The organism is Rhodoferax antarcticus ANT.BR (genome assembly GCF_001938565.1).
Taxonomy (GTDB): Bacteria; Pseudomonadota; Gammaproteobacteria; order Burkholderiales; family Burkholderiaceae_C; genus Rhodoferax; species Rhodoferax antarcticus.
The window spans coordinates 827251-841697 of sequence record NZ_MSYM01000013.1 but is presented as its reverse complement, the minus strand read 5'-3'; the positions used below and the strand labels follow the sequence as shown (position 1 = coordinate 841697).

The following is a 14447-nucleotide window of genomic DNA, read 5'->3' as shown; positions in this document are numbered from 1 at the left end:
ATACCACGGGCGGTTAGCGCGCAGTCAAGTGCCAGGATGGCTGGCTGCCCGTTCGCCGACGAAGGTGAAAGCGAAATTCAGCGCCTCCTCTAACGAGTCGTCGATAGCGCTGCGCTCGGATTCGGTCAGGTAAAACATCATGTCAACGTCGTGGCGCAGATAGCGCGCTGGCAAGCGGTTGAGTGCAACACAAGCCACATCGGCCAGCATGTCGGCGCTGAAAGCCGGGTAAACACTTGCTTTGGCGGCCACCGCCTCAAACACAACCGGCTCGAAAAAGTTGTGGACTTGCTCAAAATTGATGGTCATAGGCATGATCAGAGGAGTTTTGGTCGACTGGGGCAGCCTGCTCTGGCTCGCTTACCAACCGGTGAGACACTACTAAACTGTACATGACTTTAGCGCGCGCAAGTGATGCTTACAAGCTACAAAACATGTAGCAATCCGACAATTTGCGATATAGTCGCGCTCTATGCGCTGAGGCTACCGGGGCATGCATGGTCATGCTGTTTGCGGGTAGCGTCACAGTCGGCATAAATTCAACACCATAAGGAGAAGCACCATGAGTACAAAAGAAAATGTTGCCATCGGCCAGTTGCTGAGTTTGCTCGAATCACGCTACGCTATTCGCGTGCTGTGGGCACTCAAGGACGGTCACCCCCAGACTTTCCGTCTGCTGCAAGACAGCGTTGGAAGCATCACCCCCAACACCCTGAACACGCGTATTAAGGAAATGCGCCAAGCTGGTCTGGTTGACCACGGCAGCAGCGGTTACCTGGTCACCCCGCTGGGCGCTGATCTGCTCAAACGCATGGGCGATCTCTCCGCCTTCGCCACCAAATGGGTGGCCGCGCAGGCCAAAAGCAAGGCCTGATCAGGCGCTTCGCCGTTCTTTACAACCCTTTTTTAAGCACTCAATTCCCATGATTACAACCCCCTCTGGACTGCAATACGAAGACAACGTTGAAGGCACGGGCGATGTCGCAGCTGCAGGCCAGCACGTCACTGTTCACTACACCGGCTGGCTATTTATGGACGGCGTGCAGGGCACCAAATTCGATTCCAGTAAAGACCGTGGTACGCCTTTCGTTTTCAATCTGGGTGCTGGCTCGGTCATCCGCGGCTGGGACGAAGGTGTGGCGGGCATGCAGGCTGGCGGCACCCGCACGCTGATCATTCCCCCTGGTTTGGGTTACGGTACACGCGGTGCCGGTGGTGTGATTCCGCCGCAAGCCACGCTGAAATTTGAAGTCGAGCTCTTGAAATTGTCTTGATCAACGCCGTTTGCTGACATACGGGCACCTGCACCAGGTGCCCGTTTTGTTTCTGCCGTCCACGCGTCAAGCTGGACCTGCTTTAGAAAACTTTTTGGCGGGCAGCTCTTGAAAACCGGCGCTATGCCGCCACCTCTGAGCATCGTTATTTCACAACCTGTTTAACCGCATGTCTGATTCAGCTCAACAACCTACTCCTGCGGATCCGTCCGCTGCCCCTAACCCTGCGGCTCTTGCCCAAAGTACCCAGGAAACCACTGCAGCCATGGCCAATTACGAAACAGAGGCGCTAGCCAAATGTCAGGCCGATCTGACTGAATTGCAAACCAAGAGCACTGAGTTAGCCGACCAGTATCTGCGCGCCAAGGCGGATGTCGAAAACGCCCGCAGGCGCGCTGAGGACGAGGTCTCCAAAGCCCGCAGGTTTGCATTGGAGAGTTTTGCCGACAGCTTGCTGCCAGTGATAGACAGCCTTGAGGCGGGGCTAGCCAGTCAGGACGCCAACCTGGAGCAGATCAGGGAAGGCACCCAGGCCACACTGCGCCAGTTGATTGCCGCTCTGGAGCGCAATAAGGTGGTGGTGGTCGATCCATCGGTTGGCAGCAAGTTTGACCCCCATCAGCATCAAGCCATCAGCGTTGTGCCTTGCGAACAGGAAAGCAACACGATCGTGTCCGTGCTGCAAAAAGGCTACCTGATTTCAGAGCGGGTCTTGCGGCCTGCCCTCGTCATGGTCTCTGCTTCCAAATAAATGTGGGGTTCGGCTTGAATTCAGCCGGGTCAACCACACTTTGTCATCATCTACGTTTCAAGTCCACGCGGGACAAATCAATTAACAAGCAAGGAAATATCATGGGAAAAATCATTGGCATCGATCTGGGCACTACCAACAGCTGTGTGGCGATCATGGAGGGAAACACCCCCAAGGTGATTGAAAATTCTGAAGGCGCGCGCACCACACCCTCAATCATTGCGTACCAAGAAGACGGTGAAGTGCTGGTGGGTGCCTCGGCCAAGCGCCAGGCGGTAACGAATCCGCGAAACACGATTTATGCTGTGAAGCGCCTGATTGGTCGCAAATTCGCTGAAAAAGAAGTTCAAAAAGACATCGGCCTGATGCCTTACAAAATCGCTGCGGCTGACAACGGCGACGCCTGGGTCGAAGTGCGTGGCAACCGCATGGCAGCGCAGCAGATCAGTGCTGACGTGCTGCGCAAGATGAAGAAAACCGCCGAAGACTATTTGGGCGAACCCGTGACCGAAGCGGTGATCACCGTGCCGGCCTATTTCAACGACGCCCAACGTCAGGCCACCAAGGACGCGGGCCGCATCGCTGGCCTGGAAGTCAAGCGCATCATCAACGAACCTACCGCTGCTGCCCTGGCTTTTGGCTTGGACAAGAACGAAAAGGGTGACCGCAAGATCGCCGTGTATGACTTGGGCGGCGGCACGTTTGATATCTCCATCATCGAAATTGCTGACGTTGATGGCGAGAAGCAGTTTGAAGTGCTCTCCACCAACGGCGACACTTTCCTGGGTGGCGAAGACTTTGACCAGCGCATCATCGATTACATCATTGGCGAGTTCAAAAAAGAGCAAGGCGTAGACTTGGGCAAGGATGTGCTGGCCCTGCAGCGCCTGAAAGAAGCCGCTGAAAAGGCCAAGATTGAGCTTTCCAGCAGCGCGCAGACCGATATCAACCTGCCTTATGTCACCGCTGATGCCTCCGGCCCGAAACACCTGAACATCAAGTTGACCCGCGCCAAGCTGGAATCGCTGGTGGACGAGCTGATTGAGCGCACCATTGCGCCCTGCCGCACCGCGATGAAAGACGCTGGCGTCAGCGCGTCCGACATCAATGACGTAATTTTGGTCGGCGGCATGTCCCGCATGCCCAAGGTGCAGGAAAAGGTCAAGGAACTGTTTGGTAAAGAGCCCCGCAAAGACGTGAACCCCGATGAAGCTGTGGCCGTGGGTGCAGCCATTCAAGGCCAAGTGCTGTCAGGGGACCGTACTGACGTGCTGTTGCTGGACGTGACGCCTTTGAGCCTGGGTATTGAAACGCTGGGTGGCGTCATGACCAAAATGATCACCAAAAACACCACCATCCCGACCAAGTTTGCGCAAACCTTCTCGACCGCTGACGACAATCAGCCGGCCGTGACCATCAAGGTATTCCAAGGCGAGCGTGAAATTGCCTCTGGCAACAAGCTGCTGGGTGAATTCAACCTGGAAGGCATCCCACCGTCTCCTCGCGGCCTGCCGCAGATTGAAGTGTCCTTCGATATCGACGCCAACGGCATTCTGCACGTGGGCGCCAAAGACAAGGGCACCGGCAAGGAAAACAAGATCACGATCAAGGCCAACTCAGGCCTGTCTGAAGCCGAGATTCAGCAGATGGTCAAGGACGCCGAGCTCAACGCCGTAGACGACAAGAAAAAACTGGAACTGGTGCAAGCCAGAAACACTGCCGAGGCCAGCATGCACGGGGTGAATAAGAGCCTGACCGAGTACGGCGACAAGATCGATGCATCTGAAAAAGAAAAGATCGAAACCGCCATGAAAGAGCTCGAACTGGCCCTTAAAGGCGAGGACAAAGCAGCCATCGAGGAAAAGAGCACCGCTCTCATGACCGTCAGCCAGAAGCTCGGCGAGAAGATGTACGCCGACATGCAAGCCAATGAAGCAGCAGCGGCACAACCTGAAGCGGCAGCAGGCCAATCATCCGGCGCGCAAGGCAGCGGTGCTGCACATGACGACAATGTGGTCGATGCAGAAGTGAAAGAAGTCAAGAAGCCTTAAGCGCTTGAGCTTTCCAACACCTTTTGTAAAGGCAACATGCGCCGCGTTGATCACCGCAAGGGTTCGACGCGGCGTTTGTATTGAAACCAGGCACGAGTAGACCATGTCAAAACGAGATTACTACGAGGTTCTGGGCGTTCCCAAAAACGCCTCAGACGACGAGATCAAAAAGGCTTATCGCAAACACGCGATGAAGCACCACCCTGACCGCAACCAAGGTGACGCGGCCAAAGCAGCCGAGGAAAAGTTCAAAGAATCAAAAGAAGCCTATGAGATGCTGTCAGACCCGCCAAAACGCGCGGCCTACGACCAGCACGGCTTTGCCGGAGTAGACCCGAACATGCGTGGTGGCGCGGAAGCCTATGGCGGCTTTGCCGAAGCGTTTGGAGATATTTTTGGTGACATGTTCGGCCAGCAGCGCGGTGGTCGCCCAGGCGGTGGCCGCCAGGTCTACCGGGGTAGCGACTTGAGCTACGCCATGGAAGTCACGTTGGAAGAGGCGGCCAAGGGCAAAGACGCGCAGATCCGCATCCCAAGTTGGGACAACTGCGACACCTGCCAAGGCAGCGGCGCCAAGCCCGGCACACAAGTCAAAACATGTGCCACCTGCAGCGGCACCGGCTCAGTGCAAATGCGTCAGGGCTTTTTTAGCGTGCAGCAAACCTGCCCCGCCTGCCGCGGCACTGGCAAGGTGATTCCAGAGCCCTGCCCTGCTTGCCACGGCCAGGGCAAGATCAAAAAACAAAAGACGCTGGAAGTGAAGATTCCAGCCGGCATTGACGGTGGCATGCGTATTCGCAGCGCGGGCAACGGCGAGCCCGGCACCAACGGCGGCCCGCCGGGAGACCTGTACATCGAAATTCGTCTGAGGAAACACGACATCTTTGAGCGTGACGGCGACGATCTGCATTGCTCGGTACCCATCAGCATCGTCACCGCCACGCTAGGAGGTGAGATTGATGTGCCCACTCTGGCTGGCAAGGCCGCGATTGATATCCCCGAAGGCACCCAAACCGGCAAGCAGTTCAGGCTGCGCGGTAAAGGCATCAAGGGCGTGCGCTCCAGCTACCCGGGTGATCTGTATTGCCACATCCTGATCGAGACACCAGTCAAACTCACCGAACATCAGCGCAAGCTGCTGCGTGAACTCGATGAATCGCTTAAAAAAGGCGGCGGCAAACACTCACCTAGCGGTGACAGTTGGACCGATCGTTTGAAGAGCTTTTTTAGCTGACCTCAGACGCCAACACCGCGCATAGCGCGCAAAATCATGCCGCGCAGTGCAACCCACTGGCGTGGTATTTTTTTGCCTTCACACTCAGCAGGAGTTATTGACATGAGCGTTACTATTACTTTTCTAGGCGGCGCCGGTACCGTGACTGGCTCGAAATACCTGGTGCGCCATGATGGCAAAAGCCTGCTGGTGGACTGCGGACTGTTTCAGGGCTACAAACAATTGCGCCTGCGCAACTGGACGCCGTTGCCGGTGGCCCCCGATCAGATCAACGCCGTGCTGCTCACCCATGCCCACCTGGACCACAGCGGCTACCTGCCACTGCTGGTGAAAGAAGGTTTTACCGGACACGTCTACACCACCACAGGCACCCGCGACTTGTGCAAGATCTTGCTACCCGACAGTGGCCACATTCAGGAAGAAGACGCTGCATTTGCCAACCGCCACAAGCTCTCGAAACACGAAACTGCCCTACCCCTGTACACCCGCCAGGATGCATTGGATACGCTGCCCTTCATCAAAACCGTGGAATTTGGCAAAACCTGCTCGCCACTGCCGGGCTGGAAAGCCACGTTTTCACCCGCGGGCCATATTCTGGGTGCCAGTAGCATTCTGCTGGAGGTGGCTGGGCGGCGCATTCTTTTCTCAGGCGACCTGGGTCGGCCAGACGACCTGATCATGAGCCCGCCAGACGATGCACCACAGGCTGATACGGTGTTGATCGAATCCACCTATGGCGACCGCATCCACCCGGTGGAAGACATCTTGTCAGAGCTGGCACCGGCGCTGGCGCGGGTGGCCAAGCGCGGCGGTGTGGCGGTGGTGCCGGTTTTTGCGGTCGGGCGCGCTCAGGCGTTGTTGCATGCCATTCATCTGCTCAAGCTCAAGGGCGACTTGCCCACCTCGCTGCCGGTGTTTCTGGACAGCCCGATGGCTGTGAACACCACCCATTTGTTCGAGAGCCACCCTGGCGAACACCGCCTGAGCACGCAAGACAGTCGGGCCCTCACCCACAGCGCCACCATGATCAACAGCACCGATGAATCCAAGGCCCTGGCCAGCCGCCACGGGCCGATGGTGATCCTTTCCGCCAGCGGCATGGCCACCGGCGGGCGCGTGCTACACCACCTGGCGCATTACGCGGGCGACCACCGCAACATGATCATCCTGACCGGCTTCCAGGCACCGGGCACGCGCGGTGCCACCCTTGCCAGCGGTGCAAAAACCGTGCGCATCCACGGTCGTGATGTGGAGGTCAAGGCGGAGGTGGTGCAACTGCAATCTGCCTCAGCGCATGCAGATGCCAACCAATTGTTGACCTGGTTGCGGACGATGCCCCAAGCGCCAGACCAGGTCTACATCGTGCATGGTGAAGCCGGGCCCGCCGATGCGTTTCGCTGCCGCATCAACCGCGAACTAGGCTGGCGCGCCATGGTGCCCGAGGCCGGTTCCACCTGGCCGACCTGAGCCAGCGCACCTCAGTTACCTGGGTTCTTGATCCAGTTGCTGATGGTCTCCGCCGCCTGCGCCTCCATGCCAACGAAGCCGTGGTAGTGAAAGGCTTCACAAGCGTCACCTGTCGGGTTATTGCCACCGTCCACTTCGATGTACTTTTTCATCGGAGCACGCTCCAGCCTGCTGATCAATCGTTGTGCGGCGTACGCTGGGGTGATGCGGCAGCCGTCCTGTTTGTGCTGAAAGACCAACGTTGGAACCATGATTTTTTCCAGCGCGATATCTGAAACAGACCCGCCAACCTGCTGCCCGGTAACTGTGGAGCTCAACACCACACCGGCAATCGATGTGCCCAAGGCAACAGCATTGGACGCCGCGCTGAGCGTGCCTTGACTGGTGCCAACCAGCCAAATCGGCGCCGGGCTGCGCTGGCGGATGTCATCAATGATGGCGCGCACGTCTGCTGCATGTTCGGCAGACTGGCGAAACGCTGGCGTCATTTTGCGGGCATCGTCCGGGTTGCCCACCAGCGCGACGTTCAGGCCCGCTTTGGCAAACTCCTCGCGTGAGCGGATCAAAAAATTACCAGACTGGGGAATACCATCGCGCAATCCAATGCCACCCCCAGCGCCCGAAAACAGCAACACTGTTGCCACCGCGCTGTCGCGCGGCATCCACCAATAACTGGTACTGACACCCGCACGGGGCACCAGCACCATGAGCTTGTCCTGGGCCCATGCCGTCGTACAAAGCAACCCCACCAGCACACTGGCCAGCAGACGCCGCTGCCACGGAAGTGACATGACCAGGCCTCAGGTCAGAACGCGTCCAGCGCCAGCGCCGTGACGCTGCCAGCGCCGTCCACAATGCTGTCGCGCAGCCCGGGCACCTTCGTCAGGATGTGGTCAGCGTAGAAACGCGCTGTGGTGATTTTGGCCTGCATGAACGCCGTGTCTTCACCGCGCTGCAGCGCCTCATGGGCCACCAGCAGAGCGCGGCCCATCTGCCAGCCCGCCATGAAATTGCCCGCCAGCATCAGATACGGCACGCTGCCCGCATAGGCGTCATTGGGGTTGCTCTTGGCATTTGCCGCCATGAAGTTGACCACGTCGACAAATGCCAGGCGCGCCGCAGCCAGACGTTTGGCCACGGCCAGCGCGTCTGGTGTGGCGAGTGCCGTCAAGGCGGCTTCTGTGGTTTCCACCTGCAGTGCCAGCGCCTTGGCCGTCTGGCCGCCATCGCGGGCGGTTTTGCGGCCGACCAAGTCATTCGCCTGGATGGCAGTGGTGCCTTCGTAAATGGTCAGGATTTTTGAGTCACGGTAGTACTGGGCGCAGCCGGTTTCTTCAATAAAACCCATGCCGCCATGTACCTGCACGCCCAGCGAGGTGACTTCCTGGCTCATCTCGGTACTGAAACCCTTGATCAGCGGCACCATGAATTCGTAAATAGTCTCGTTTTGCTCGGCTACTTCGGCGTCCGGGCTGTGGTGCGCTACGTCATACGCCGCCGCAGCCACACTGGATAGCGCACGGCAACCTTCGGTGTAGGCGCGCATAGTCATCAGCATGCGTTTCACATCCGGGTGGTGAATGATCGGGCCAGCCGCTGGCAGCGAACCGTCCACCGGGCGGCTTTGGATGCGGTCTGTGGCAAACTGCACTGCCTTTTGGTAGGCGCGCTCGGCAATCGCAATGCCTTGCACGCCAACGCCGTAACGCGCGGCGTTCATCATGATGAACATGTATTCCAGGCCGCGGTTTACCTGACCCACCAGGTAACCCGCCGCGCCACCGTTGTCGCCATACTGCAGCACGCAGGTTGGGCTGGCTTTGATGCCCAGCTTGTGCTCAATACTGACGCAATGCACATCGTTACGCGCACCCAGCGTGCCGTCGGCGTTGACCATGAATTTGGGCACCACAAACAGGCTGATGCCCTTGACCCCGGCCGGTGCGCCATTCACCCGCGCCAGCACCAGGTGAATGATGTTTTCTGCCAGCTCATGCTCGCCCCAGGTGATAAAGATCTTGGTACCCGCAATTTTGTAAGTGCCATCGGGCTGGGGCTCGGCGCGGGTGCGCACCGCTGCCAGGTCACTGCCCGCTTGTGGCTCGGTCAGGTCCATGGTGCCGGTCCACTGGCCGCTGACGAGTTTTTCAAGGTAAATGGCGTTGAGTTCTGGCGAGCCAGCGGTCAATAAAGCCTCGATCGCGCCGTCAGCCAGTAACGGTAGCAGCGCAAAGCTCATGTTGGCGGCGTTCTGCATTTCACCCACCGATGCGCCAATGGACTTGGGCAGGCCCTGGCCGCCATACGCCACCGGGTGCTGCAAACCTTGCCAACCGGCTTCGGTGAACTGCTGAAAAGCCTCCTTAAAACCCGGCGTGGCAGTGACCACACCGTCTTTCCAGCTGGTGGGGTTCTGGTCACCCGCCCAGTTCAGGGGTGAAAGCACGCCCTCGTTGAACTTGGCCGCCTCTTCGAGCACCGCCTGAGCCGTGTCCAAACCCGCGTCTTGCATGCCGGGCAGCTGCTGAATTTGATCAATACCGGCCAGGTATTTGATATTGAAAAGCATGTCTTTCAGGGGGGCAGCGTAACTCATGGTCTTTCTCCAAAAACGTTGAAACGTTGAGGTAGGCTTGCGCTTTAATGCGGCTGCCTGGCATAAAAAAAGGGCATCACACGGATGCCCTGGTTGACGCTTGGCCTTACAGGGCGGCGACCAATTCAGGCACCGCCGTGAACAAATCAGCCTCCAGGCCGTAGTCGGCCACGCTGAAGATCGGTGCCTCGGGGTCTTTGTTGATGGCCACAATCACCTTGGAGTCTTTCATGCCGGCCAGATGCTGGATGGCCCCGCTGATGCCCGCAGCAATGTAAAGCTGGGGCGCCACGATCTTGCCGGTCTGGCCCACTTGCCAGTCATTTGGTGCGTAACCGGCATCCACCGCTGCACGGCTGGCACCAATTGCAGCACCGAGCTTGTCGGCCAGCGGGATCATGACCGCATTGAACTTCTCTTGCGACCCCAGCGCACGGCCACCGCTGACGATGACCTTGGCGGCGGTGAGTTCGGGCCGGTCGTTTTTGGCGATTTCACTGCCCATATAACTGGTTTTGCCAGCCACAGCCACAGACGCTACAACTTCAATAGCTGCCGGCGCTTGCGCTGATTGGGCTGCAGCGTCAAAAGCCGTGGTACGCACAGTCATCACCTTGACCGTATCGACGCTCTGTATGGTGGCCATGGCGTTGCCAGCGTAGATCGGGCGCTCGAAGGTGTCGGCGCTGATCACTTTGGTCAGGTCGGAAATCTGAGCCACATCAAGCAAAGCAGCCACCCGCGGTGCAATGTTTTTGCCCGATGCGGTGGAGGCAAACAGAATGTGGCTGTAACTGCCAGCAAGTGCCACCACCTGGGCGGCTACGTTTTCAGCTACGCCGTGGGCCAGAGTGTCGGCATCCACATGCAGCACCTTGGCGACACCGGCGACCTGGGCAGCAGCAGTGGCAACGGTGGCAGCGTTGAGGCCAGCCACCAGCACATGCACATCACCGCCCAGCTCGCTGGCTGCGGTGATGGTGTTCAGGCTGGCGGGCTTGAGGGACGTGTTGTCGTGTTCGGCAATAACGAGAATGGTCATGGGGAGCCTTTAATCAGTTGAGGACCGAGCAAATTTGCTTGGCAAATGTTGGTCCGTCCGGCAAGGTTTCAGATAACTTTTGCTTCGTTTTTGAGCTTGTCAACCAGCGTCGCCACATCGGGCACCTTGATACCGGCGCTGCGTTTGGGCGGCTCGCTGACTTTCAGGGTCTTGATGCGCGGCGTCAGGTCAACCCCCAGGTCTTCGGCCTTGATCACTTCCATGGGCTTTTTCTTGGCCTTCATGATGTTGGGCAAGGTGACGTAGCGCGGCTCATTGAGGCGCAGGTCAGCAGTCATGACCGCTGGCAAAGTGACATTTAAGGTTTCAGAACCACCATCAATTTCGCGGGTGATATTGCCTTTGCCGTCCACCACCTCAATCTTGCTGGCGCAGGTGACTTGCGGCAGATCCGCCAGGGCGGCAAGCATCTGGCCGGTCTGGTTGCAGTCATCGTCAATGGCTTGCTTGCCCAGAATGACCAGGCCGGGTTGTTCCTTGTCCATCACCGCCTTGAGCAGTTTGGCCACGGCCAGGGGTTGCAGTTCAACCGTGGTTTCCACCAGAATGGCGCGGTCAGCACCAATGGCCATGGCAGTACGCAGGGTTTCCTGACATTGGGTGACGCCACAAGATACCGCGATGATTTCTGTGGCGATACCTTTTTCCTTCAAGCGCACGGCTTCTTCGATGGCGATTTCGTCAAACGGGTTCATGCTCATTTTGACGTTGGCAATGTCTACAGCGGTGTTGTCCGACTTGACTCGGACCTTCACGTTGTAGTCCACCACGCGTTTGACTGCGACCAGGACTTTCATAAAAACGTCTCTCCAAAGTAATAATTAAAGGCTCATGAAACACCGTGAGCACGCCAGACAGGTTGACGTGTACGTCAACGCAATCATTTTATGCGGCCCGGCTTGTCAGCTTGGTTGCCAAAACGACAATCCAGGGAAAATCCATTAAAAGAACGATCGTGCTTTTTAATTATAGGCAACGCCGAGCACGCGCCGACAACCAGGTCTGCAAGTCGCCAGATGGCGCCTCAGACATCGGCCATAACCCGGATATGCGCCTCCACGCTGCGGGCCAGCGCACTCATCACATAACCACCTTCTAGGCAGCTGATCACGCGGCCCTTGGCGTGGCGCCGTGCCACATCCATGATGCGGGTGGTCATCCAGGCGTAGTCACTCTCCACCAGGCCGAGCTGGCCCATGTCGTCCTCGCGGTGCGCATCGAACCCGGCGCTGATCACAATCAGCTCGGGCTCGAACTCTTCCAGGCGCGGCATCCAGGCGGCTTCGATCATCTCGCGGATGTCCATGCCCTTGGTGTAGGCCGGCACCGGCAGGTTGACCAGATTCGAGGCATCAGAATGCGCCCAGTCCAGCGGGTAAAACGGGTGCTGGTAAAAGCTCACCATCAGGATGCGGTCATCCCCCTTGACGATGTCTTCGGTGCCGTTGCCGTGGTGCACGTCAAAGTCAACAATCGCCACACGCTTCAAGTTGTGGCGCTCCAGCGCATATTTGGCGGCAATCGCCACGTTGTTGAAGAAACAAAACCCTCCCGCCTTGTCGCGGCAGGCATGGTGGCCGGGTGGGCGCACGGCGCAAAACGCGGTGTTCATCTCGCCCGCCAGCACCGCGTCCACCGCGTCGGTGGCGGCACCGGCAGCATGCAGCGCCGCTGTCCAGGTGTGGATGTTGATGCTGGTGTCGGGGTCAATCTGCAGATGCTCGGCACCACCGGCAGCTATTTCTTCCGTCAGCTCGGCGTTCAGGCCGCGAATCGCCGCTATGTACATGCGACCATGGGCAAGTTCAATGTCAGAGGTGGACGCCGGGGTGGCTTCGCGGCGGTCCAGCGCCACATCCAGACCCGAGATCAGCAGGCGGTCATCAATGGCATCAAGCCGTTCAGGGCATTCGGGGTGGCCAGGGCCCATTTCATGTTTGCGAAAGCTGGGGTGAGTAAAGTATCCGGTCATTGTCATAAACGGTTGTCTCCTGGATTTGATTTTTTGGTAAGGTCACCTGATGGATATACAAGCAAAACTTACAGCCTTGGTCGATCAGCTTAACACGGTGATTGTGGGCAAATACGAGCAGACACAAGATTGTGTGGCGTGTTTGCTCGCTGGGGGCCACCTGCTGATTGAAGACGTGCCGGGCGTCGGCAAAACCACGCTGGCCCATGCTTTGGCGCGCACCTTTGGCCTGGCTTTTTCCCGGGTGCAATTTACCGCCGACCTGATGCCCAGCGACTTGCTGGGTGTGTCGGTTTTTGAGCGCGGCAAAGACGCCTTTGTGTTCCACCCCGGCCCACTGTTTGCCCAAGTGCTGCTGGCCGATGAGATCAACCGAGCCAGCCCCAAAACGCAGAGTGCGCTGCTTGAGGCCATGGAAGAAAAACAGGTCACCATAGAGGGTGAAACGCGCCCCCTGCCCTTGCCATTTTTCGTCATTGCCACCCAAAACCCGATGGATCAGGCCGGCACTTACGCACTGCCCGAGTCGCAGCTGGACCGGTTTCTGATGCGCATCTCGCTCGGTTACCCGGACCGTGGCGCCGAGCGGCTGCTGCTCAGCGGTACTGACCGGCGTGACCTGGTGCATGCATTGCCCAGCCTGCTCACCCCAGAAGAGCTGTTGATACTGCAGCACCAGGTGCTGGCCGTGCACGCTGCCGACCCGCTGCTCGACTATGTGCAGGATTTGCTGGCCGCCACCCGCTCAGGACGCTGGTTTGTGCAGGGCCTGAGCCCGCGCGCCGGTATTGCCGTACTGCGCGCCGCCAAGGCCCGCGCCTTGCTGAGCGGGCGCACCTATGTTGCGCCTGACGACGTGCGCGCGATCCTGCCGCAAACCATTGCCCACCGGCTGATCCCCACTGGCGACGCAGGCCGTGGCGCGGTGGAGCAGGTGCGCGCCATGCTCGGCGCTACCCCCCTGCCGTAATGACACGCATCGGAAGCGCCTCAGGTGTATCCCCTTCAAAGGGGCACACACAGTGGTCTGGTCAATCCGAGTCCACGGATTCCTTGGCATGGAACCCGATTGCACGGGTGCGGGCGCGGTTTGACCGCTGGTGGCAATCACGCATGCCGCTGGCCGACAGCGTGACGCTGACGCAGCGCAACGTCTACATCCTGCCCACCCGTGCCGGGCTGATGCTGGGGGCCACCTTGCTGGTGCTGCTGGTGGCATCGATCAACTACCAGCTCAATTTAGGCTACCTGCTGACCTTTCTGTTGGCCGGTTGCGCGGTGGTGGCGATGCATGTGAGCCATGCCAACCTGCGTGGGATGACTCTTACTTTAGGAGCGCCTGACGCAGTATTCTCGGGGGCTACAGCCCAATTTGGCATCAAACTTTTAAATACTTCCAAACGCCAGCGCTATGCCCTTGGGCTGACCGTGAGCAACGCCAAGCAATGGGTCCACACCGATGTGGCCGCTCAAGGCAGCGCCAATGTGCATCTGGCCTGGCCAGCCACGCAGCGCGGCCTGCACCCTTTACCGACGCTAAGCGTGCAAACGCTGTTTCCGCTGGGCACGTTTCGGGTCTGGACACTTTGGCGCCCCGCCGCGCAGCTGCTGGTGTACCCGCAGCCCGAGGCCCGGCCACCGCCGCTGCCCGATGACGCCTCAGAGGCTGAACACGGCCTGACCCGCACCGCACCACACCATCACGGCGAGCCCGACAGTTTTCGGCCCTATCGGCGCGGCGACGCGCTGAAAAACATCCTCTGGAAAAAAGCTGCCAAAACCGGCGAGCTGGTGAGCCGCGACAGCGTGGCAGCGCAGCAGCACGACCTGTGGCTGGACCGCACCCTCACCGGGCTGCAACATACCGAGCAGCAGCTCAGCCGCTTGTGCGCCTGGGTGCTGCGGGCCGACCAGCTGGGTCTGCGCTACGGCCTGCGTCTGGGTGGGCACGACATCGCCGCCGACCACGGCCCGGCGCACCTACAGCGCTGCCTGCGGGCTCTGGCCTTGGCCTGACCGTCATGGCAATAAAGCTACCC

Annotated in this window: 14 protein-coding genes; 8 read left to right on the top strand and 6 right to left on the bottom strand. The window is 58.9% G+C overall.

The features are described from left to right. Positions 1-24: 24 nt before the first annotated feature. Positions 25-309 (bottom strand): late competence development ComFB family protein, encoded by a 285-nt coding sequence (locus BLL52_RS12750; RefSeq protein ID WP_075586985.1) that lies wholly within the window; start codon positions 307-309, stop codon positions 25-27. Between the two features lie 253 nt (positions 310-562). On the opposite strand from BLL52_RS12750, the gene BLL52_RS12745 reads away from it, so the two are divergent. From BLL52_RS12745 to BLL52_RS12720, 6 genes are all read left to right on the top strand, one after another. Then, positions 563-874: a winged helix-turn-helix transcriptional regulator gene (locus BLL52_RS12745; protein WP_075586984.1), complete on the top strand. Its 312-nt coding sequence runs from the start codon at positions 563-565 to the stop codon at positions 872-874. Positions 875-923: 49 nt separating this feature from the next. After that, entirely contained in the window at positions 924-1274 is a 351-nt protein-coding gene (locus BLL52_RS12740) for an FKBP-type peptidyl-prolyl cis-trans isomerase (protein WP_075586983.1), read from the top strand. A 169-nt stretch (positions 1275-1443) separates the two neighbouring features. Then, the gene (gene grpE, locus BLL52_RS12735; protein ID WP_075586982.1) at positions 1444-2025 is read left to right on the top strand and encodes a nucleotide exchange factor GrpE; all 582 of its coding nucleotides are present in this window, start codon (positions 1444-1446) and stop codon (positions 2023-2025) included. A gap of 101 nt (positions 2026-2126) precedes the next feature. After that, the gene (dnaK, locus tag BLL52_RS12730) at positions 2127-4076 is read left to right on the top strand and encodes a molecular chaperone DnaK (protein WP_075586981.1); all 1950 of its coding nucleotides are present in this window, start codon (positions 2127-2129) and stop codon (positions 4074-4076) included. Positions 4077-4179: 103 nt separating this feature from the next. Then, positions 4180-5310 (top strand): molecular chaperone DnaJ, encoded by a 1131-nt coding sequence (gene dnaJ, locus BLL52_RS12725; RefSeq protein WP_075586980.1) that lies wholly within the window; start codon positions 4180-4182, stop codon positions 5308-5310. A 102-nt stretch (positions 5311-5412) separates the two neighbouring features. Then, complete coding sequence (locus BLL52_RS12720; RefSeq protein ID WP_075586979.1) at positions 5413-6777, top strand: MBL fold metallo-hydrolase; 1365 nt, start codon at positions 5413-5415, stop codon at positions 6775-6777. A gap of 11 nt (positions 6778-6788) precedes the next feature. On the opposite strand, the gene BLL52_RS12715 is transcribed toward BLL52_RS12720, so the two are convergent. The 5 genes from BLL52_RS12715 to BLL52_RS12695 all read right to left on the bottom strand — a co-directional run bounded on the left by BLL52_RS12715 (position 6789) and on the right by BLL52_RS12695 (position 12414). Next, positions 6789-7568 carry an alpha/beta hydrolase gene (locus BLL52_RS12715; protein WP_075586978.1) on the bottom strand — a complete coding sequence of 260 codons (780 nt, stop codon included), beginning with the start codon at positions 7566-7568 and terminating at the stop codon, positions 6789-6791. Positions 7569-7582: 14 nt separating this feature from the next. Further along, the gene (locus tag BLL52_RS12710) at positions 7583-9373 is read right to left on the bottom strand and encodes an acyl-CoA dehydrogenase (RefSeq protein ID WP_075586977.1); all 1791 of its coding nucleotides are present in this window, start codon (positions 9371-9373) and stop codon (positions 7583-7585) included. 106 nt (positions 9374-9479) lie between these two features. Further along, a complete protein-coding gene (locus BLL52_RS12705; RefSeq protein WP_075586976.1) occupies positions 9480-10415 on the bottom strand; it encodes an electron transfer flavoprotein subunit alpha/FixB family protein in 936 nt (311 codons plus the stop codon). 68 nt (positions 10416-10483) lie between these two features. Beyond that, complete coding sequence (locus tag BLL52_RS12700; protein WP_075586975.1) at positions 10484-11233, bottom strand: electron transfer flavoprotein subunit beta/FixA family protein; 750 nt, start codon at positions 11231-11233, stop codon at positions 10484-10486. 227 nt (positions 11234-11460) lie between these two features. After that, a complete protein-coding gene (locus tag BLL52_RS12695) occupies positions 11461-12414 on the bottom strand; it encodes a histone deacetylase family protein (protein ID WP_075586974.1) in 954 nt (317 codons plus the stop codon). A 43-nt stretch (positions 12415-12457) separates the two neighbouring features. Between BLL52_RS12695 and BLL52_RS12690 the strand changes: the two genes are divergently transcribed. Together BLL52_RS12690 and BLL52_RS12685 are read left to right on the top strand one after the other, a co-directional pair. Further along, complete coding sequence (locus BLL52_RS12690; protein ID WP_075586973.1) at positions 12458-13378, top strand: AAA family ATPase; 921 nt, start codon at positions 12458-12460, stop codon at positions 13376-13378. After that, a complete protein-coding gene (locus BLL52_RS12685; RefSeq protein WP_083633928.1) occupies positions 13378-14424 on the top strand; it encodes a DUF58 domain-containing protein in 1047 nt (348 codons plus the stop codon). The genes BLL52_RS12690 and BLL52_RS12685 overlap by 1 nt, the downstream gene beginning before the upstream one ends. Positions 14425-14447: the final 23 nt, after the last annotated feature.

Bases quoted from the DNA above. Each gene is read 5' to 3' on its own strand.
- BLL52_RS12705 (WP_075586976.1), bottom strand. From the start codon at position 10,415: ATGACCATTCTCGTTATTGCCGAACACGACAACACGTCCCTCAAGCCC.
- dnaJ (WP_075586980.1), top strand. From the start codon at position 4,180: ATGTCAAAACGAGATTACTACGAGGTTCTGGGCGTTCCCAAAAACGCC.
- BLL52_RS12715 (WP_075586978.1), bottom strand. From the start codon at position 7,568: ATGTCACTTCCGTGGCAGCGGCGTCTGCTGGCCAGTGTGCTGGTGGGG.
- grpE (WP_075586982.1), top strand. From the start codon at position 1,444: ATGTCTGATTCAGCTCAACAACCTACTCCTGCGGATCCGTCCGCTGCC.
- dnaK (WP_075586981.1), top strand. From the start codon at position 2,127: ATGGGAAAAATCATTGGCATCGATCTGGGCACTACCAACAGCTGTGTG.
- BLL52_RS12720 (WP_075586979.1), top strand. From the start codon at position 5,413: ATGAGCGTTACTATTACTTTTCTAGGCGGCGCCGGTACCGTGACTGGC.
- BLL52_RS12685 (WP_083633928.1), top strand. From the start codon at position 13,378: ATGACACGCATCGGAAGCGCCTCAGGTGTATCCCCTTCAAAGGGGCAC.
- BLL52_RS12700 (WP_075586975.1), bottom strand. From the start codon at position 11,233: ATGAAAGTCCTGGTCGCAGTCAAACGCGTGGTGGACTACAACGTGAAG.
- BLL52_RS12710 (WP_075586977.1), bottom strand. From the start codon at position 9,373: ATGAGTTACGCTGCCCCCCTGAAAGACATGCTTTTCAATATCAAATAC.
- BLL52_RS12690 (WP_075586973.1), top strand. From the start codon at position 12,458: ATGGATATACAAGCAAAACTTACAGCCTTGGTCGATCAGCTTAACACG.
- BLL52_RS12695 (WP_075586974.1), bottom strand. From the start codon at position 12,414: ATGACAATGACCGGATACTTTACTCACCCCAGCTTTCGCAAACATGAA.
- BLL52_RS12740 (WP_075586983.1), top strand. From the start codon at position 924: ATGATTACAACCCCCTCTGGACTGCAATACGAAGACAACGTTGAAGGC.
- BLL52_RS12745 (WP_075586984.1), top strand. From the start codon at position 563: ATGAGTACAAAAGAAAATGTTGCCATCGGCCAGTTGCTGAGTTTGCTC.
- BLL52_RS12750 (WP_075586985.1), bottom strand. From the start codon at position 309: ATGACCATCAATTTTGAGCAAGTCCACAACTTTTTCGAGCCGGTTGTG.